Annotated in this window: 19 protein-coding genes; 9 read left to right on the top strand and 10 right to left on the bottom strand. The window is 50.5% G+C overall.

Translation table 11 applies throughout. The annotated features are described in order from the left end of the window. Nucleotides 1-69: 69 nt before the first annotated feature. The 7 genes from K334_RS0111530 to K334_RS0111500 all read right to left on the bottom strand — a co-directional run bounded on the left by K334_RS0111530 (nucleotide 70) and on the right by K334_RS0111500 (nucleotide 7,040). Nucleotides 70-633 carry an NADH peroxidase gene (locus K334_RS0111530; RefSeq protein WP_027444999.1) on the bottom strand — a complete coding sequence of 188 codons (564 nt, stop codon included), beginning with the start codon at nucleotides 631-633 and terminating at the stop codon, nucleotides 70-72. An 88-nt stretch (nucleotides 634-721) separates the two neighbouring features. After that, entirely contained in the window at nucleotides 722-2,086 is a 1,365-nt protein-coding gene (gene hisS / locus K334_RS0111525) for a histidine--tRNA ligase (protein WP_025881587.1), read from the bottom strand. Nucleotides 2,087-2,097: 11 nt separating this feature from the next. After that, a complete protein-coding gene (locus K334_RS0111520) occupies nucleotides 2,098-3,378 on the bottom strand; it encodes an adenylosuccinate synthase (protein WP_025881588.1) in 1,281 nt (426 codons plus the stop codon). Nucleotides 3,379-3,380: 2 nt separating this feature from the next. Next, on the bottom strand, nucleotides 3,381-3,875 hold the full coding sequence (locus K334_RS0111515; protein ID WP_021589514.1) for a Fur family transcriptional regulator: 495 nt from the start codon (nucleotides 3,873-3,875) through the stop codon (nucleotides 3,381-3,383). A gap of 87 nt (nucleotides 3,876-3,962) precedes the next feature. Beyond that, nucleotides 3,963-4,577, bottom strand: coding sequence for a DNA alkylation repair protein (locus K334_RS0111510; protein ID WP_025881590.1), 615 nt, complete (start codon nucleotides 4,575-4,577; stop codon nucleotides 3,963-3,965). A 16-nt stretch (nucleotides 4,578-4,593) separates the two neighbouring features. Continuing rightward, complete coding sequence (locus tag K334_RS0111505; RefSeq protein WP_027444998.1) at nucleotides 4,594-6,564, bottom strand: dipeptidyl-peptidase 3 family protein; 1,971 nt, start codon at nucleotides 6,562-6,564, stop codon at nucleotides 4,594-4,596. Between the two features lie 5 nt (nucleotides 6,565-6,569). Then, nucleotides 6,570-7,040, bottom strand: coding sequence for a helix-turn-helix domain-containing protein (locus tag K334_RS0111500; RefSeq protein WP_025881591.1), 471 nt, complete (start codon nucleotides 7,038-7,040; stop codon nucleotides 6,570-6,572). Between the two features lie 173 nt (nucleotides 7,041-7,213). On the opposite strand from K334_RS0111500, the gene K334_RS14910 reads away from it, so the two are divergent. The 4 genes from K334_RS14910 (at nucleotide 7,214) to K334_RS0111485 (ending at nucleotide 11,159) form a co-directional block, all read left to right on the top strand. After that, on the top strand, nucleotides 7,214-7,498 hold the full coding sequence (locus K334_RS14910) for a hypothetical protein (protein WP_154655611.1): 285 nt from the start codon (nucleotides 7,214-7,216) through the stop codon (nucleotides 7,496-7,498). An 87-nt stretch (nucleotides 7,499-7,585) separates the two neighbouring features. Further along, complete coding sequence (locus K334_RS0111495; protein ID WP_021589529.1) at nucleotides 7,586-8,104, top strand: KdsC family phosphatase; 519 nt, start codon at nucleotides 7,586-7,588, stop codon at nucleotides 8,102-8,104. Between the two features lie 76 nt (nucleotides 8,105-8,180). After that, nucleotides 8,181-8,750, top strand: coding sequence for a Maf-like protein (locus K334_RS0111490; protein ID WP_021589509.1), 570 nt, complete (start codon nucleotides 8,181-8,183; stop codon nucleotides 8,748-8,750). A 30-nt stretch (nucleotides 8,751-8,780) separates the two neighbouring features. Beyond that, nucleotides 8,781-11,159, top strand: a complete 2,379-nt coding sequence (locus K334_RS0111485) for a TonB-dependent receptor (protein ID WP_025881593.1) — start codon at nucleotides 8,781-8,783, stop codon at nucleotides 11,157-11,159. 2 nt (nucleotides 11,160-11,161) lie between these two features. On the opposite strand, the gene K334_RS15105 is transcribed toward K334_RS0111485, so the two are convergent. Both K334_RS15105 and K334_RS0111475 read right to left on the bottom strand, forming a co-directional pair. After that, nucleotides 11,162-11,314 (bottom strand): hypothetical protein, encoded by a 153-nt coding sequence (locus K334_RS15105; protein WP_169712456.1) that lies wholly within the window; start codon nucleotides 11,312-11,314, stop codon nucleotides 11,162-11,164. Nucleotides 11,315-11,333: 19 nt separating this feature from the next. Continuing rightward, a complete protein-coding gene (locus K334_RS0111475) occupies nucleotides 11,334-12,224 on the bottom strand; it encodes an RluA family pseudouridine synthase (protein ID WP_025881595.1) in 891 nt (296 codons plus the stop codon). Nucleotides 12,225-12,291: 67 nt separating this feature from the next. On the opposite strand from K334_RS0111475, the gene K334_RS0111470 reads away from it, so the two are divergent. From K334_RS0111470 to K334_RS15100, 4 genes are all read left to right on the top strand, one after another. After that, nucleotides 12,292-13,185, top strand: a complete 894-nt coding sequence (locus tag K334_RS0111470) for a glycosyltransferase family 2 protein (RefSeq protein ID WP_025881596.1) — start codon at nucleotides 12,292-12,294, stop codon at nucleotides 13,183-13,185. Next, nucleotides 13,137-14,111, top strand: a complete 975-nt coding sequence (locus tag K334_RS0111465; protein WP_025881597.1) for a glycosyltransferase family 2 protein — start codon at nucleotides 13,137-13,139, stop codon at nucleotides 14,109-14,111. Before K334_RS0111470 ends, K334_RS0111465 begins: the two co-directional genes overlap by 49 nt. A gap of 21 nt (nucleotides 14,112-14,132) precedes the next feature. Next, nucleotides 14,133-15,257 carry a glycosyltransferase family protein gene (locus K334_RS0111460; protein WP_025881598.1) on the top strand — a complete coding sequence of 375 codons (1,125 nt, stop codon included), beginning with the start codon at nucleotides 14,133-14,135 and terminating at the stop codon, nucleotides 15,255-15,257. Nucleotides 15,258-15,451: 194 nt separating this feature from the next. Further along, nucleotides 15,452-15,619 carry a PG1828 family lipoprotein gene (locus K334_RS15100; protein WP_169712455.1) on the top strand — a complete coding sequence of 56 codons (168 nt, stop codon included), beginning with the start codon at nucleotides 15,452-15,454 and terminating at the stop codon, nucleotides 15,617-15,619. A gap of 115 nt (nucleotides 15,620-15,734) precedes the next feature. Here the strand turns inward: K334_RS15100 and K334_RS13975 are convergent, their stop codons facing one another. After that, complete coding sequence (locus K334_RS13975; RefSeq protein WP_021589519.1) at nucleotides 15,735-16,385, bottom strand: TetR/AcrR family transcriptional regulator; 651 nt, start codon at nucleotides 16,383-16,385, stop codon at nucleotides 15,735-15,737. A gap of 105 nt (nucleotides 16,386-16,490) precedes the next feature. Here K334_RS13975 and K334_RS0111445 point away from each other — a divergent pair, with 105 nt between their 5' ends. Then, nucleotides 16,491-18,782 (top strand): NADP-dependent malic enzyme, encoded by a 2,292-nt coding sequence (locus tag K334_RS0111445; protein ID WP_027444997.1) that lies wholly within the window; start codon nucleotides 16,491-16,493, stop codon nucleotides 18,780-18,782. Nucleotides 18,783-18,854: the final 72 nt, after the last annotated feature.

Here is an 18,854-nt window from a genome sequence, read left to right as displayed (position 1 = left end):
GGATAAAAAGAATAAGAGGATGTACCATATTATGATACATCCTCTTTTACATCGTAGCATTAAGAATGCCTATTGCTTGAAATAACGCTTGTACAGTCCGGCGAAGCCTGCGGCATGCCGAGCTTCGTCCTTGGCCATTTCATGGATGGTGTCGTGCAAGGTGTCGTTACCTTCCGCCTTGGCTTTCTTTGCCATGGCAAACTTTTCGGCACAGGCGTCCTTTTCGGCGGCGATGCGCGCCTCAAGATTGCTCTTGGTGTCACCCAGAACTTCACCCAGCAATTCTGCGTAGCGTGAAGCATGGTTTGCCTCTTCGTAAGCATAATGCTCGTATGCGCGTGCAACTTCAGGATAGCCTTCACGGTCAGCCTGCCGAGCCATTGCCAGATACATGCCGACTTCTCCGCATTCTCCGGCGAAAGTGTCTTTGCAATGCTGAATCAGCTCTTCGCTCACACCTTCCTTGTAAGCAGCACCGAGATAATGTACGGTGGCAAGCTGCAAATCGTCAGCAGCTACATCTTCCATCTCCTTGAATTTGCTGGCAGGAGCTTTGCAGATGGGGCACTGCTCGGGAGCTTCCGTTCCTTCATGGATGTACCCGCATACGGTACAGATAAATTTCTTTTTCATAAGTCTTTGTATTAAATATAAAATAATATGTAAAATCGTATACGAAGATACGCTTTTTTGCCTTGTCGATCAAGCAGCGGCTTTTAGTTTAGCTTTTCAGCTTGTCATACAGCTCTTCTGCCGTCAATTGCTGCTGCTCACCAGTCTTCATATTCTTGAGTGTAATCCTGTTTTCCCGCATCTCATTTTCGCCAACCAAGGCGACAAATGGTATCTGCTTTGCATTGGCGTAACTCATCTGCTTCTTCATTTTCGCCGCATCGGGGTAGATTTCCGTTCTGATTCCCGCCTGTCTGCATTTAACCATCACCTGCATGCAGTACATGGCTTCCTCTTCTCCAAAATTGATGAAGAGGACTTTGGTCGAGCTGACGGTCTCCTGAGGGTACAGATTCAGCGTGTTCAAGACGTCATAAATGCGGTCTGCGCCGAAGCTGATACCCACACCGCTTAGTCCTGGCATGCCGAATATGCCGGTAAGGTTGTCGTAGCGACCACCTCCGGTAATGCTGCCCATTGGCGTATCAAGGGCTTTGACCTCAAAAATGGCCCCCGTATAATAATTGAGTCCGCGCGCCAGCGTCAAGTCAAACTCTATTTCATTATTCAGTCCTATCGTCTTCAACGTCTGAAGGATATACTTGATTTCCTCTGCGCCTTTCTGTCCGATTTCCGAACTTGCCAATGTTTCTGCCACAACTTGCAGTTTTTCTTCATTGGTGCCGGCCAGTGTGATGAAAGGCTGGAGCTTTTCTATGGCTGCATCGGAAATCCCCTTTTCATGCAGTTCCGCATAGACATTCTCCAATCCTATTTTATCCAACTTGTCTATGGCCACCGTTATGTCGACAATCTTGTCATCTTCACCGATGATTTCTGCAATTCCCGACAGGATCTTTCGATTGTTTATTTTAATCTGAACCCTGATTCCGAATTTCGTGAACACGGTGTCGACAATCTGCATGAGTTCAACCTCATTCATAAGAGAGTCGGAGCCGACCACATCCGCATCGCACTGATAAAACTCGCGATAACGACCTTTCTGCGGTCGGTCGGCACGCCATACTGGCTGAATCTGATAGCGCTTGAAGGGGAACTGCAACTCGTCGTGGTGCATGACCACATAGCGGGCGAAAGGCACCGTCAAGTCGTAGCGAAGTCCTTTCTCACAAAGTTTGGATGCAAGGTGCAGACTGTTGCGCTCCTGCAATTCTTCATCAGAAACCTTGCTCAGGAAGTCGCCGGAATTAAGCACCTTGAAAAGCAATTTGTCGCCCTCCTCTCCATACTTGCCCATCAGCGTCTGAAGGGTCTCCATGGCAGGGGTTTCTATCTGCTGGAATCCATAAAGTGCATAAACCTCTTTTATCGTGTCGAATATATAGTTGCGCTTGGCCATCTCCTGCGGGCCGAAGTCACGCGTACCTTTTGGTATGTTTGTTTTCTGAGACATTAGTTGATTGTTTATTTGCGAATGATAGTCTGGGCCCTGTCCGGACCGATAGAAATAACTTTGATGGGCGTTTCCAAAAAGCCTTCCAGGAAGTCGACATAGTTGCGGAATTTCTCTGGGAACTGCTCTTCCGAAGTGAAATGCGTCATGTCCGTGCACCATCCATCAAACTCCTTGTAGATGGGCTTCACGCCGTCAAGTTCATACGGCAAGTCGGTCGTTTCCTCGCCGTTGGGCAACAGATAGCCTACACAAGCCTTGATGGTGCCAAAACTGTCCAGGACGTCGCTCTTCATCATGATCAATTGTGTAACGCCATTGAGCATGACAGAATATTTCAGTTGAATCAAGTCGATCCATCCGCAACGCCGCTCGCGTCCGGTCACCGCACCATATTCATGGCCGAGGTCTCGGATTTTCTTCCCCGTCTCATCAAAGAGCTCTGTCGGGAAAGGACCTGAACCAACGCGCGTGCAATAGGCTTTCATGATACCGAACACCTCGCCGATTCTATTGGGGCCTATCCCCAACCCCGTACAGGCACCGGCACAGATGGTGTTCGAAGAAGTTACGAATGGATATGAGCCGAAGTCGACGTCGAGCATGGTGCCCTGGGCGCCTTCGCAGAGGATTCGCCTGCCATTGCGGAGGACAGCATTGATCTCATGTTCGGAATCAACAAGACTGAACTGCTTCATGAACTCGACGCCTTCCATCCATCTGGCTTCCGCTTCCTTCAGCCCTGTCAAGTCAGTCCATCCAAGCGCATGCAACATCGCGAGGTGGCGTTCTTTGTGAGCCCGATACTTTTCTTCAAAACGGTGGAGGATATCCCCTACTCTCAATCCGTTTCTACTGATCTTGTCCGTGTAGGTCGGGCCAATCCCCTTGCCTGTAGTCCCCACCTTGTCCTTGCCTTTGACCGCTTCATTGGCCCGGTCGAGAAGCCGGTGGGTCGGCATGATCAGATGCGCCTTCTTGGAGATATGGAGACGCTCTTTCAGCGGATGGCCTGTCTTTTCAAGTTCCAACGCCTCCGCCATGAACAAGTCGGGGGCGAGCACGACGCCATTGCCGATGATGTTGGTCTTGCCGCCTTGGAATATACCCGACGGAATGGAGCGCAACACATATTTCTCTCCTTCGAACTCAAGTGTATGCCCTGCATTGGGGCCTCCCTGAAATCGTGCCACAACATCATACATCGGTGTCAGCACGTCGACAACCTTTCCTTTACCTTCGTCGCCCCACTGCAATCCCAGAAGGACGTCAACTTTACCCTTTGTTTCCATTATTATAGTTTGGTTTTTCGATTTTCCAATTTGTTCGTTCCCACGTTCTTTCTCGCCTGACGGGCCTGACACTTGGCACATACGCCATAGATGTAGAGGGCGAAGGTGTCATGGTGAAACTTTCTGAACCTTGCTTCGTTGACCGTTCTCGCCAAAGCGGGAATCTGTATCTCCTTGACCGCTCCGCAGACGGTGCACACTTGATGGCAGAAATTCTGCCTGAGCAGGCCGGCCGAGTATCGGGTGCCGTCCATAAAGCGATGACGCACCACAAGCCTGAGCTTCAGAAAGAAGCGGATGTTGTTGTATATGGTGGCGCGACTGACCCTGAAGTTGTTCAGTGCCAGCATTTCGCTGAGTTCATCGAGCGCGAACGCGCCCTTTATGTTATAGACCGTTTCCAATATGGCATATCGCTCTGGGGTTTTCCGCAATTGATTTTCCTCCAGATAGCGATCCAGTATTTTCCTGGCCTTGGTGTGAATATTGTCTTCCATGCACCTTGTTCTCCACTTTGTGGACTCATTCAACATGCTTGTATGCCTCCGCCAGCAAGCCGACATGCGGCAAGCGCTTGGCGCTGTCTATTCGTGGACGTGCTCCATGACCTTCAGGGCCAGCTGCCTGTATTCCTCGTCCAGATCTCCGAACTTGTTCAGGCAGTTGCAGGCAGCATGCTTCACCATGACATTGTCGCCGCTCATGGCCACAGTGGCCTGGTCCAGCAATTCGTTTATGCCACGTTCGTTCGGCGCCATCCCTCTCTGGAACAGACGCCCCAGCAAAGTATAGGCACACAACTCGTAGAGCGGCTTGTCCGATGCGAGCCATCTGAAAGCCAATTCAGGAGCGTAGTCGGTGTCCTGAAGCAAATTGAAGGCAAGCATGTTGGCGATTTCGGGCGTCTGCACCTGCTCCATCCAAATCTCGGCCATCTCCTGCGGAAATTCCTCCGCGGGCATAATCAGGCAAGCCAATATCTGGCATTCACGTATGTTCTGCTTCCATAGTTCCACGGCAAGCAGCCTGTCCTTGCCATATTCCTGTGCCATGTCTTTCAGGTCGGCGAACGACACGCCCCAGTTGAGCTTGTAGCTGACCCCCTTTTCACGCATGGACTGCGAAGCAGGCCCGTTCATCATCAGCCGAAAGCTCTGCTTTATCTTGTTGAGTTTGTCTTTTATCTCTTGATTACTCATAAATATTCCGTTCCTTTTACAAGATTCCATACTCACGGCCATACCGCAACATCTGGTGCGTATAGCTTTCCTCATAGTCCACTTGGATGTCCACAATGCTCCCTGTTTCGTCCATGACGGGAGTCATCCGTGGATTGATGAATCCTTTGTAGGGTGCGAGATGGAGTTTCTCGTAACGTTTCAAGACCTCCTTATGCAACTCCGGAGCTATTTCAATGCCATAAGTCTCCACCAACTGCCTGGCGGCCGCATAGTCTCCTTCGCTCTTGATGCGTTGAACTTCGGCAAGCAACGTGCCGAACAGTCCCCGAAGCGCTTCATAGTCGTTCACGACAATGTAATGTTTCCCATCGCGCTCCTCGATTCGGGCAACGTCCCCCTCGTGTCGAAGCACCCAGCGGGCTATCATCGCCCGGTTCTGCATGTGAGCTTCCTCAATACGGTCTCCCGGCTTGATGCGGACCAGCTGCGTCATCGCTCCATTCATAAGATAGGTGTAATAGAAGCTCTTGTACGCCTCTCCATTCGGCAGCAAGCCCAATTCAACCAGCTTTGCGTCGGCCATATAGTGGAGTCCGAACAGATCGGCCCTGGCCTCCTCGATGGCGTTGCCATAGTTCTTGAGCGCGTTGGGGTCTGTCCCTTCCAGCAGCTTCCCGCTGCCATGGCCCAAGCACTCGTGCAGGTCGGTGTGCAGGTCGTCGCAGACGTCTCCATACTCCTTGACGGCGGCGAGCATTTGCCGGTCTGCGACAAACTCCTCCAGCAGTCCCGACGTTCGCGAAGCCTCGTGATAGGCGTCGGTGAGGTTGGAAATGCTCACACTCTTGGAGCCGTGGGCGGCACGAATCCAGTCGGCGTTGGGGAGATTGATACCGATGGCCGTAGACGGATATTCGTCGCCACCGAGCATGGCCGCGCACACGACATTCGCAATCACCCCCCTGACCTTCTCCTTGCGGAAGCGTGGGTCGACCGGAGAATGGTCTTCGAACCACTGCGCATTCTCGCTGATGAGGCGGGCGCGGCCTGTCGCCTTCATGTCCTTGTATTCGACAATGCCCTCCCAGGAGCCTTTCAGCCCCAGCGGGTCGCCATACACTTCTATGAAACCATTGATGAAGTCGACTTGCCCCTCCGTCGCTTCAAGCCATTTGATGGAATATTGGTCGAAAACGGACAAATCGCCGGTTTCATAATATTTGACAAGCAAGTCGATCGCCTCCTGCTGTCGCCCGTTCTCGGCGTACTCCCGCGCTTTCGACAGCCACAAGACAATCTGCTTGATGACGCTTGCGTAACGCCCGGCAGCCGAACAGACCTCCTCCTGAAGCACCCCGTTTCTCTTGACCAAGCGGCTGTTGAGCCCCCACGAAGGTTGCGTATGTTTCAAATCAGGGTGCCGAAGCGCGAAGTCTTCGCTCTTTTTCCTGTAAAAGTCTTCGGCTTCAGCCTGTGTCACCCCTTCGTAATAATTGCATGCCGACGTAGCGACCAAGTCTGCCCCATCCGCCTTGTTGACGCGCTTGGGCAGGAAGTCCCTGTCGAAAAGCACCCGACAGAGGCACGCCCGCAGCTCTTCTCGCGTCTGGCCGTCGGCAAGCGGAAGCTCGTTTGTCGGCAGCTTGTCGTATTCCGACACGAAGAAGGCTTCCGAAAACGCAGGTATGAACTTGTCAGAGGAATAGTGATGGTATATGCCGTTGGCGAACCACACTTGTCGGAGATAGGTTTCAAGCCCCAGAAAATCAGGCGCCGGGCGCCGACCTTGCCAATGGAGGTAAATGCCTTCCAGCGTTTTTCTCACCAGCAGGTTGTATGCACCAAATTGGTCGGTCGTGATGTCACGCCCGACCAGTGTGGCTTTTGCCAGATAGTATATGAAGATTTTGTTTTTTAGCGGCAGTTCCTCAAATCCTTTGAGGCGATAACGCAACATCTGAATGTCGGCAAAGCGCATGTCAGCGTCGTCTGAAACATACTCCATAGTTTTCATTTTTCGTTTGAAGTCTTCGGCTTTCGACCGCGTTTCTTCGGCTTCGATTCGCCTGAAGTCTGGTGTTGCACCTTGTAGTCGCGCGGCGTACATCCGTTCTGTTTGAAGAAAGAGGCGTAGAAAGACTGCCGGTTGGAAAAGCCCACGATGTCGGAGATGTCCTCCATGTTCAAGTCTTTGTAACGCTTGTCGCGCAGCAGCGACATGGCCTCTTCGATTCTGAATTTATTGACAAAGGCCGTATAGTTCATGTGGAAGCGGACGTTGACCACGGCGGAGATGTAACGGGTGTTGGTTCCGAGGTCTTCGGCCAGTCGTTTGGCCGAGTAATCCTTGTCCTTGTACTTCTTCTGAATGAGGATTACGTCCAAGATTCTCTCTTTAAGCCCGTCCATCAGCTTCGGACTAATCAGCGTGCGGTAAACCGCTTCCTTCTCGGTCTTTTCTATGATATTATACTTTGCCATAATCAATCCTATTTAGAATCCCGCCTTTGATGTTGCAAATATAACCAAAAACGATGTAACTGTCAAGTATTTCATTAAAAAAAATTCATAAAAAACAGTGCTCTGATTTCCTGTCAAAACAGCTTTTATTCCACGCGAGTTCAACGGGAAGACGGTGCTTGGACCGGGAATAAATGAGAAAAGATGACTTTTCTGAGGCCGATTTGCCGCTTTTTACGCGTCCAAAAGCAAGCGAACACGAGCGGAACGTCATGCTTTCTGCGGGCAAAAGCAGCCCTTTTGCGGCGCCAAAGGGCTGCTTCGGCGAACACACGGCGGTGCTTTTGCCGAGTATTCGCAGCCAAATGACTGATTTACAACGCGTTGCTGTGATTCAAAAATACGGCATCATTTCGAGCGAGTGTCGGTTTTGTCAAAAACAACGGCACTTTTCCAGGGTGATTTGTAAAAACCTTTGACAATTTATTTCCTGCGCAAATGATTCTCGTTTCGTTCATGCGAGTTTTTGATTTATTATGTCTAACTTTGCAAGAAAAGCAAAACGGATGATCAATTACGACTTAAGCAAAATACGGGCGGTCGTTTTCGATGTCGACGGCGTACTTTCCGCCGAGACCATCACGCTGGCTTCCAGCGGCGAACCTCTGCGAACCGTCAACATCAAGGACGGCTATGCCATACAGCTGGCGGTGAAACAGGGGCTTCGGGTCGCGATTTTGACAGGTGGAAAGACGGAAGCTGTCAGAAAACGGTACGAGGGATTGGGCATGACCGACATCTATATGGGATGCGCGGTCAAGACGGTTGCGTATCGTCAGTTCAAGCAGAAGTATTCGTTGGCCGACGAACAGATTCTGTATGTCGGCGACGACATTCCCGATTATGAAGTCATGCGTGAGGTGGGGTGCGCCTGTTGCCCGGCCGACGCCTGCCCCGACATCAAGCAAATCTGCTGCTATGTGAGCGGGCGCGACGGCGGACACGGAGTCGGTCGCGACGTTTTGGAACAAGTGTTGCGGGCTCAAAGCAAGTGGCTCGACGGCGAAGTGGCCTTCGGATGGTGAGGAAGCACACCGGCGTGCCGGCTTTTCAATTTTCTGCAAACCAGCATGTTGCAGCATACTGTAAAATGAAACATTTATGAAATTCAAACGAATCGTACTGGCAAGTCATTCCCCGAGGCGCAAAGAGTTGCTTGCGGGGCTGGGATTGGATTTTTGCGTAAACGTAAAGCCCGACATCGACGAATCATACCCGGCTGGTTTGGAGAGTCGGGAGGTGCCTCTGCACATCGCCAAGAAGAAGGCCGATGCGTATCATGACGACCTTGATGAAGACGAACTACTGATTACGGCCGACACGGTGGTCATCGTGGACGACTGCATACTGGGCAAACCGCATGACGCCGCCGAAGCTTTCGGCATGCTGCGGCGGCTCAGCGGACGGACGCATCTGGTGACTACGGGGGTGTGCCTCATGACGAAGAAGGCTCGGCGGTCGTTCGGCGTCACGACCCGGGTGACCTTCAAGGAACTGTCCGACGAGGAGATAGACCGCTACATCCGCGATTGTCAGCCATTCGACAAGGCCGGTGCCTATGGCATACAGGAGTGGATAGGCTACATCGGCGTCACGAATCTGGAGGGAAGTTTCTACAATGTGATGGGACTGCCCGTGCAACGAATCTACGAAGAGATGAAACTACTGTAACCAACCATGACCACAGCAGACCAAGACCTTATGAAACAGCTGTTCGCATTGATTGTCTTTCTCGCCTTGAGCGTCCTGCCGACTTCGGCACAGCAATTCACTTTGCAGGGACGCGTGCTGGATGAAGACATGAACGGCTTGGAGTTTGCGATGGTTTCGGTCGCAAGCCAGGGCAAAACGGTGTTCACGACAATCCACGGCAACTTCAGCATGACGTTGCAAAGCGCTGACAGCGTGTCCGTCAGATTCTCCTTGCTGGGCTATAAGCCCAGGACGAAGGTGTTGCGAAGGCCCAGGGGGAAGCAGACGCTGCAGATCGTATTGCAACCCAACGAAGCGTTGGCGGAGGTTGTGGTCGAGGGGCAGAAGATTCAGACGTCGCAAAGCCAGGAACTGAAAAGCCGGGACATGCGGTTTCAGGCCTCGGCAAGCGGCAATGCTGTGGAAAGCCTGATACAGACGCAGCCGGGTGTCAGCAGTCACGACGAGTTGTCCTCTCAATACAATGTCAGAGGCGGCTCCTTCAACGAGAATGTGGTCTTTCTGAATGACGTGGAGGTCTATCGCCCGTTCCTCGTCAGGTCGGGACAACAGGAGGGACTGTCGATCATCAACCCCTACATGGTCGACCGGATTGGTTTCTCCACCGGTGGATTTGAAACGAAGTACGGCGACCAGATGTCGTCGGCGCTCGACATACAATACAAGACGTTGAAACCGGGCCGCGTCGAAGGCGCTTTGACCGCAAGTCTGCTGGGGGGCGACGCCTACCTGGGCTTGGCGACAAAGAAACTGACGTGGCTCAACAGCGTCAGATACAAGACCAACCGATACCTGCTGGGTACACTCGACAACAGCGGTGAATACCATCCTCGGCATTTGGACTACCAGACATTCCTGAAGTATTACCCCAACCGGCGGTGGGAGCTGAGTCTCGTCGGCAATGTCAACGACAGCCATTACACCTTCATTCCGGAGAGTCGGAACACGGCCTTCGGGACAATGGACAACGCGCTGAAATTCAAGGTGTATTTCAATGGACAGGAGAAAGACTTGTTCACCACTTATTTCGGCAGCGTGGCCCTTACAAGGTACTGGGGGAAGGGTGCTTCCCTGTCGCTTTTGGCTTCGGCCTACTCCACTCGCGAACAGGAAGCCTACGACATCGAGGGGCAATATTGGCTCCAACAGACGAGCTTGGGCAACGACATCGCGGTCGGAACCTATTTTGAACATTCCCGTGACTATCTGACGGCCCGTGTGGGGGCGTTGAAACTGATGTATCGGAACAAGACGTCCAGACACGACGTTCAGGCGGCGGTGTCGCAGAAATGGGAACACATCAAGGAAAATGCCAATGAGTATGAGATGAGAGACTCCGCCGGCTACAGTCTGCCCCACACGGGGAAAGACCTGAACATGATTTATGCCGTCAGCGGCAAGAATGAGTTGCGCTCACGGAGAACGGAAGTCTACTTGCAGGACACCTATCGGTTTACGGACGCCTCGCAAGAAACGTATTTCACGCTCAACTACGGCATTCGGATGGGATACTGGAACTACAACAAGGAGACTATCGTCAGTCCTCGTGTCGCCTTGGGCGTCGTCCCGGCCTTTTCACCCAACAGCACATTCCGCCTGGCAGCCGGCGTGTATTATCAAGCGCCGTTCTACAAGGAGTTGAAGGATACCGCGATGGTGGGCGGTGTTGCCCGCATCGGGCTGAATCGGAAAATAGAAAGCCAGCGTTCAATCCACCTGATTCTGGGCTACGAGAATCGCTTCATCATCAGAAACCGCAAATACAGATTCTCAGCCGAAGCCTATTACAAGGCTTTGGACCGAATGACACCCTATTCTGTAAACAATGTGAAAGTGGTCTACTATGGTTCAAATCAAGGGAAAGGACATACGGCGGGGCTGGACTTGAAGCTGTATGGAGAGTTTGTGCCAGAGACTGATTCGTGGCTCAGCGTGTCACTGATGAGCACCGGGATGAAGCTGGATGGCAAGAGAGTCGTCCTGCCGACCGACCAGCGGTATTCCGTCAATCTCTTTTTTACAGACTACTTCCCCATGACCGACAGATGGAAGGCCAGCCTGAACCTGGTGTATACGGACGGACTGCCCTTCTTTGCGCCACACCGTGAACTGGAAGCCACCAACTTCAGGGCGCCCGCCTACAAGCGTGTGGACTTGGGGGTCAGTTACCGGCTCTACAACAATCAATTTCGTGAGAGGAAGTCGGTGCTCAAGGACATCTGGCTGAGCCTGGAAGGGCTCAACCTCTTTGGCGTCAACAACGTGAACAGCTACTATTGGATCACAGACGTGAGCAACGTTCAATACGCCATCCCCAACTATCTGACAGGACGGAGGGTCAACGCGAAGATAAGATTCGACTTCTGACCTCAGGCATTCATATAGTAAAGGACGACCAGAATGGCAAGAATCAGGAAGGCAAGAATGCTTTTTATCAAGCAGCCGGTCACCTTCTTGACGACAAACACCCCCACGACTACGGCTACGAGGATGTAGATGAAATAAGTTATACTGGAATTCATAACAAAACAAGCAACTCTATTACTTAAAGACTTTCATGAACGCAGGAGGGATGGGGGCATCGAACTCCATTCGCTCATGCGTGATGGGATGATAAAAGCATAGTACGTAGGCGTGGAGACACAGGCGTCCACAAGGATCGTCGCCGTTCCCATATTTGGTGTCGCCGCAGACGGGATGGCCCATGTCCGCACTATGCACACGTATTTGATTCTTCCGCCCTGTCTCAAGTCGATATTCGACCAAGCTGTGATAGGGACTCCGCTTGAGAACACGAAAATGGGTGACGGCATACTTGCCCCCATTGTCCACCGGCGAAGAGAACGTGATATAGGCCCGGTTGTCCTTGAGCCAGTTGGCGATGGTGCCTTCGTCGTTTTCCACCTCACCCGATACGACGGCGACATACCTGCGGTCATAGACGACATTGTGCCAATCATGTTCCAGGAGTTGTTCCGTCTGGATGTCCTTGGCATATATCATGAGACCACTGGTGTCGCGATCCAGTCTGTGTACGACATGAGCAGTGCAATTTTGTCGGCTTTTGTGCAGGTAGTTATCCAATACGGCTTTGACCGTAAGCGACGAATGACCGCCGGCCATCGAGAGGATTCCGATGTTTTTTTCGATGACGAGCAGATGGCGGTCTTCGTAGACGATTTTCACGTAACGACTCTTGAACATGTCGTTGCGCTTGCTCTTGCTGACAGAAATCTTCATGCCCTCCGTCAAGGGGTAGTCAAACTGTGTGACTATCTTGCCGTTGACCTTTATGCCCCCACCTTTGAGCGTGGCCTTGATTTTGGACTTGCTCTCATGCAGATGGGCAAGCAACCATTCCAACAACGGGAAGGGTTCCTGCACGACATATCGCTCATAATCGTTGGATTGAGTATTTCTATTGGTCTTCATAGCCTGCAAAGATAATAAAAGAATGTCGAAACATGGTTCGTTCGTGTATTTTTGTTATCTTTGCCCCATGAAACTATCCGTTATCATACCTGTATATGACACCGCCGCAACCTTGGAGCGCTGCGTCATGAGTGTTGCCGAACAGGGGGTTGACGAAACGGAAATCATCATTGTCAACGACGGGTCGACGAATCCACAGTGTGAGACGCTATGCCGCCGGTTGGCGACAAATGTTCCCCGCATGATATACGTGGCCCAACGGCATGCGGGACTGAGTGCGGCCAGAAACCACGGACTGGAATTGGCGTCGGGCGATTTCATTACCTTTGTGGATTCCGATGATTATTTGGAACCTTCCACCTACAAGGAAGTAATGTCGCCGCTCCTTCGAGACCCAACGATTGACATGGTAGAGTTTTCATATATTGAGAAAGAGGGGCATGACCGGCTGGCGCGTTTAAACCGACTGACGTCTCGGACGTATGACTCCTTTGCTGCCTTTTGGCTGGAAAACAAGGCGTATCGGCATGCCTACATGTGGAACAAGGTCTTCAGACGGCATGTTTTTGAAACCGTCAGATTCCCACTGAACCAGAACTTTGAAGACGTCGCCGTTCTGCCGGCTTTGCTCAAGCTGTGTCGCAAAACCATGACTACCTCGCAAGGTCTATACCACTACACCTGGAATGGCGCGGGGATTACGGCCAAGGCGACAACAGAAGATGTAGCCCATCTGCTGGACAGCCAGATAGCGGTGCTGAACGAGATTTCCAACAGGGACTTTTACAAGTGTTGCCTGAACATCCAGCTGGATTTGTTTGAGTTGGGGGACGAGGTGTTGAAGCTGCCCGTCCTCCCCTATCATGGAACGCTTAAATTATCAATATTACATTTGTTTGGTCTTGAAAGGTTATGCAGACTGAATCGGTTTTATCGCAAAATGGTGAAAGCTTCAAGGTAAGCTTCATCATTCCCTACTACAACGAGTCCACGACAATCCTGAAGGAGTGCGTGGAGAGTATCCTGAAATTGCGACTCTCGCCAGAAGAGCGCGAGATAATCATTGTGGACGACGGAAGTGACATATCTCCTTTGGACGACCTGATGGAATTTCAAGACCTCCTTATATATATAAGGTGTAAGAACAAGGGAACGTCCGCAGCCCGCAACTTGGGGATGAAAGTGGCTTCGGGCAAGTATATTCAGTTTATAGACGCCGACGACTACTTGATTCCTGTGGCTTACGACCATTGCGTGCAAATCGCCAAACGAACAGATGCGGACATGGTTCGATTCGAACCTACGGACAACGAGGCGAGCGATTATGCTCTTGACATGAACGGGCCCGTTAGTGGCAGCGAGTATATGAAGTCGTTCAACCTGAAAGCCTCTGTTTGCAACTATCTTGTCAAAAGGGTGCTGGGCTGTAGCTTGATTTTTTCCGAAGAGTTGACATACGCCGAAGACGAAGAGTACACCACCAAATTGCTACTCTCTACAAAAGAGGTTTATTATACGGAAGCCAAGGCTTATTATTATCGTCAACGCAATGGATCTCTGACACACAAGACGGATAAAATGAGCAAGATTCAGCGTCTGAACAATTCTGTAGAAGTAATCCGCAGGCTGTGTGACTTGTCGACAACCCTACCTAATGTGGAGTCGGAAGCGTTGGAAAGACGCGTCGCCCAATTGTCCATGGACTATTTATATAATGTAATCCGGCTTACGCATAGCGGCAAGCATTTGGAACAAGCTATAAACAATTTGAAAGAACATGGTCTTTTCCCCTTGCCGGAGAAGAATTACACCACAAAGTATGTTGTTTTCAGAAAGGCGCTGAAAAGCAAGTTGGGCAAGGCTTTTCTTTTGGCAGCGATTCGTTGATCACCAAATTTTCTGTTTGCGATGCGCATTTTATTGTTGGGGGAGTATAGCAACGTACATGCAACTTTGGCCTTGGCTTTTCGTCACTTGGGGCATGAGGTCACCGTGGCTTCCAATGGAGACTTCTGGAAGAATTACGAGCGGGACATCGACCTGTCGAGGACTCCCAACAAGCTCGGTGGAATTCGCCTTGCCATCAAGCTCATCACAAGGTTGAGGGCTTTTACCGGCTACGACATCGTGCAGCTCATCAATCCCATGTTCGTGGAATTGCGCGCCGAACGGATTTTCCCCATTTACAAATTCCTAAGAAAACATAATCGCCGTGTGGTCATGGGAGCCTTCGGAATGGACTATTATTGGGTTCGGACTTGCTTGGTGGAAAAACTTCTGCGCTATAGCGACTTCAACATCGGCAACAAACTAAGGACAAACAAAGACGCGCTGAAAGAACGGGCCGATTGGTTGGGGACGACGAAAGAAAAGCTAAACCGGATGATTGCAGAGGATTGTGACGCCATCATCTGCGGGCTTTACGAGTACTGGGTCTCTTATAAAGACCATTATCCCCACAAGACGCACTTTATTCCTTTCCCTATCGTTTGCGACCAGGAAGAAGACGCGTCCACCCCACCTGCCGTGCATCCGCCATCTTCCGACAAAACACGCTTCTTTCTTGGGATAAACAAGGAACGAAGCGAATACAAGGGAACAGACATCATGTTGCAAGCCGCCTTGGATGTCAAACGGGATTTGCCCGATTTGGTGGATTTGAAGGTTGTGGAAAGTGTCCCTTTCCGAGAATACCGCCAGCTGATGAGAGGTGCCGACGCCATTTTGGACCAGTTGTACAGCTATACGCCATCCATGAACTCGTTGGAAGCCATGAGCCATGGCGTCATCTGCATTGGTGGCGGAGAGCCGGAAAACTATGATATATTAGGAAATGAAGACTTGAAACCTATCGTGAACGTCCTTCCCTCTTATCATAGCGTCTATAGCCAAATGGCCCGCTTGGCAAAGAATCGCGCGTTGGTCGCCAAATTAAAAAAGGAGAGCAAGGAATATGTCAACAGGTATCATGAATACAAGAAAGTGGGGCTTCGCTACCTGTCAATCTACTCATTTTTGTTGGAAGGCAAGTAGTCTGTTAAGGCAAACGGAAATATTTAACATTCGTTTGACGTTTGTAATATACTACAAATCAAACACTTATAAAAAAGTTACAAATGGCGCATAAAAAAAAACGCAAAAAAGAGAACAACATATAGAAAAAATACTTACCTTTGCAACGTTTTAATAAACAAATGATTGTTTTACAGATTTAAAAAGCAAAGAAAATGAAGAAATTAGTTTTGATGTTCGTAGCTATCGCTGCTATCTCTTTCGCATCTTGTGGTCAGAAAACTCAGGCTAACGCCAATGGCGCTGATTCTGATACTGCTGTTGTAGATTCAGCTGCTGACTCTGCTGCCGTTGATACTACTGCTGCTGATAGCGCTATGTAATTTTAGCACGAACAAGTAATGAGAGAGCACCGCTAAGTGATACTTGGCGGTGTTTTTTCATGCCATTAAATCAAAGTCCATGTGTTTGTGACAGTAAACGCATGGACTTTCGGATTTACAGAACAACTTCTGCTTGGCGGCCTTCCTGCTCCAGGAATTTGTCGATGACGGCAATCCCTTCCTTTGTGGCAAAGCCACGAACGAACACGATGATTATATTTCTGAAGATATGCTGCAAGTCATAGAGACGATAAAGTTCTTTCTCCATGACGTTTCTCGTCATCTCTTCACAAAGCCGGGAGATGAGTTCATAGTCTAAATCATTTCTGAACAGCCCTTCCTTCACGCCCGTCTTGAAAAACAGAACAGAGCGCATATTACGTTCTTTATGTATCTTTTCCAGAAAAGAAACGATGAGATCATATTTGTGCAGCTCGACAAAAAAACAAGGATTGACCTGCGACAAGCGCTTCATTTGCATTTGGAAGAATTTCATGACGACCTCCATCACATTCCTTTTCTTGCTTTGCGTGAATTGTTGGAGTTGGCTTTCAAACCGAGCTTCGTCCCGCATCAATCCTTCCAGAAGCAACTCCTCTTTGTTTCCATATATCTCATAAAGTGTTCTTTTGGATATCTGCAGTTTCCTTGCGATGTCATCCATCTTTACATTTCTTATCCCGTTGGAATAAAACTCTTGCATCGCCACGTTCAGAATCATGACTTTAAGATTCTGTCTATAAGCTGTTTGGGTATTCTTATCCATATATAATCTTTATGCCGCAAAGTTACAAAAAAATATAAAAACCAGCTGCTTTCAGTGGTTTTTTAGTAACTTTGCTTCAATGATACATGTTTTAATATATATATTATGGTAAAGATTACAAAAGAAGCCGCCCTTGAATATCATTCTAATGGTAGGCCTGGCAAAATAGAGGTCAAACCGACCAAACCCTATCACACGCAAACGGATCTCAGCTTGGCCTACTCTCCGGGCGTAGCCTACCCATGTTTGGAAATTCAAAGTGACCCGGACGCGGTCTATAAATATACGGACAAGGGAAATCTCGTTGCCGTCATCAGCAATGGTACCGCCGTTTTAGGCCTTGGCGACATCGGGGCGATGAGCGGCAAGCCCGTTATGGAAGGAAAAGGACTGCTGTTCAAGATTTATGGCGGCATTGACGTGTTCGACATTGAGGTCGCGGAGAAAGACCCTGTAAAGTTCTGCGAAGCCGTTGAAAAGATTGCCCCGTCTTTTGGTGGAATCAATCTGGAGGACATCAAAGCCCCGGAGTGCTTCTACATTGAGAAGCGATTGAAAGAGACGCTCGACATTCCGGTGATGCACGACGACCAGCATGGCACGGCCATCATATCTGCCGCCGGTCTGAAAAACGCCCTTGAAGTGGCCGGCAAGGACATCAAGAAGGTGAAGATAGTCGTGAATGGCGCCGGTGCCGCAGCCATCAGTTGCACACAACTGTATTGCGCACTTGGAGCAAAACGTGAAAACATCGTCATGCTCGACTCCAAAGGCGTCATCACAAAGAGCCGAGAAAACCTCACGGAACAGAAGAAATTGTTCGCCACGGACAGAACCGACATCCACACACTGGAGGAAGCGATGAAGGGTGCCGATGTTTTCGTGGGCTTGTCAAAGGGAAACATTCTGACCCAAGACATGATTCGCTCGATGGCCCCCACGCCCATTGTGTTCGCGCTTGCCAACCCTGTGCCGGAGATTTCCTACGAAGACGCGATGGCAAGCCGCCCCGACATTCTGATGTCGACGGGGCGCAGCGACTATCCCAACCAAATCAACAACGTCATAGGCTTCCCCTATATATTCAGAGGCGCACTGGACGTACACGCCCGTGCCATCAACGAAGAAATGAAGATGGCGGCCGTACACGCAATCGCCGACTTGGCAAAGCAGCCCGTGCCTGATGTTGTCAACGACGTCTATCGTGTCAACGACCTGACCTTCGGTCCCAAATACTTCATTCCCAAACCGGTAGACCCACGACTTATAACGGAAGTAAGCGCCGCCGTCGCCAAAGCGGCTATGGAAAGCGGCGTGGCCCGCAGGTCGATAACGGACTGGGAGGCCTACAAAAAGAATCTCATGCAGTTGCTGGGACAAGAGACAAAGCTGACCCAGAAGCTGCACGAGACCGCAAGACGCCACCCACAGCGGGTCGTCTTTGCGGAAGGTGGACATCCAACGATGATGAAAGCGGCAGTACAAGCCAAGCAGGAAGGAATCTGCCATCCTATTTTGTTGGGCAACCCCGACCGTCTCAACCGATTGGCACAGCGCCTAAAGCTCAATCTCGAAGGCATTGAAATCGTCGACATGCGTGCAGACCCGGAGCAAGGAAGACGCGCTACATTCGCAAAACATCTGGCGGAGCGTAAAGCGCGGCAGGGCTACACGTTCGAAGAGGCTTACGACAAGATGTATGAACGCAACTACTTCGGCATGTCCATGGTGGAACAAGGCGATGCGGACGCCTTCATCACAGGCCTCTACACCAAGTATTCGAACACCATCAAGGTTGCGAAAGAAGTCGTCGGAATCCGTCCCGGCTACAAGACCTTCGGCACCATGCACATCTTGAACACCAAGAAGGGCACTTACTATCTGGCCGACACGCTGATCAACCGTCATCCCGACGAGAACGTCCTGTACGACATAGCCAAGCTGAGCGCGCAGAGCGTCCGATTCTTCAACGAAGAACCTGTCGTGGCCATGATCAGTTACTCCAACTTCGGTACGGACGAGGCAGGATCTCCGCTCAAAGTCCACCAGGCAGTGGAACATCTGCAAAGAGACTATCCCGACATGGCCATCGACGGGGAAATGCAGGTGAACTTCGCGTTCAACAAGGAATTGAGAGACGACAAATATCCCTTCACACGTCTTAAAGGCAAAGATGTCAACACGCTCGTGTTCCCCAACATGTCTTCGGCCAACAGTTCCTACATGCTGCTGAAGGCTCTCGACCCCGACGTGGAAATCATCGGTCCGATTCAGATGGGGCTGAACAAGCCCATCCACTTCACCGACTTCGAAGCTTCCGTTCGCGACGTAGTCAACATTACGGCCGTGGCCGTCATCGACGCATACGTTGACAAGATTACCAAAAACAGGCATTAGTTTTCGATACGCTTGTCTACAAACAACAAAAGGCAATCCAATCGGATTGCCTTTTGTTGTTTGTAGAGCGTC

It is taken from the genome of Segatella baroniae DSM 16972 = JCM 13447 (genome assembly GCF_000426585.1).
GTDB classification, from domain to species: Bacteria; Bacteroidota; Bacteroidia; order Bacteroidales; family Bacteroidaceae; genus Prevotella; species Prevotella baroniae.
This window is presented reverse-complemented; position numbering and strand designations above follow the sequence as displayed.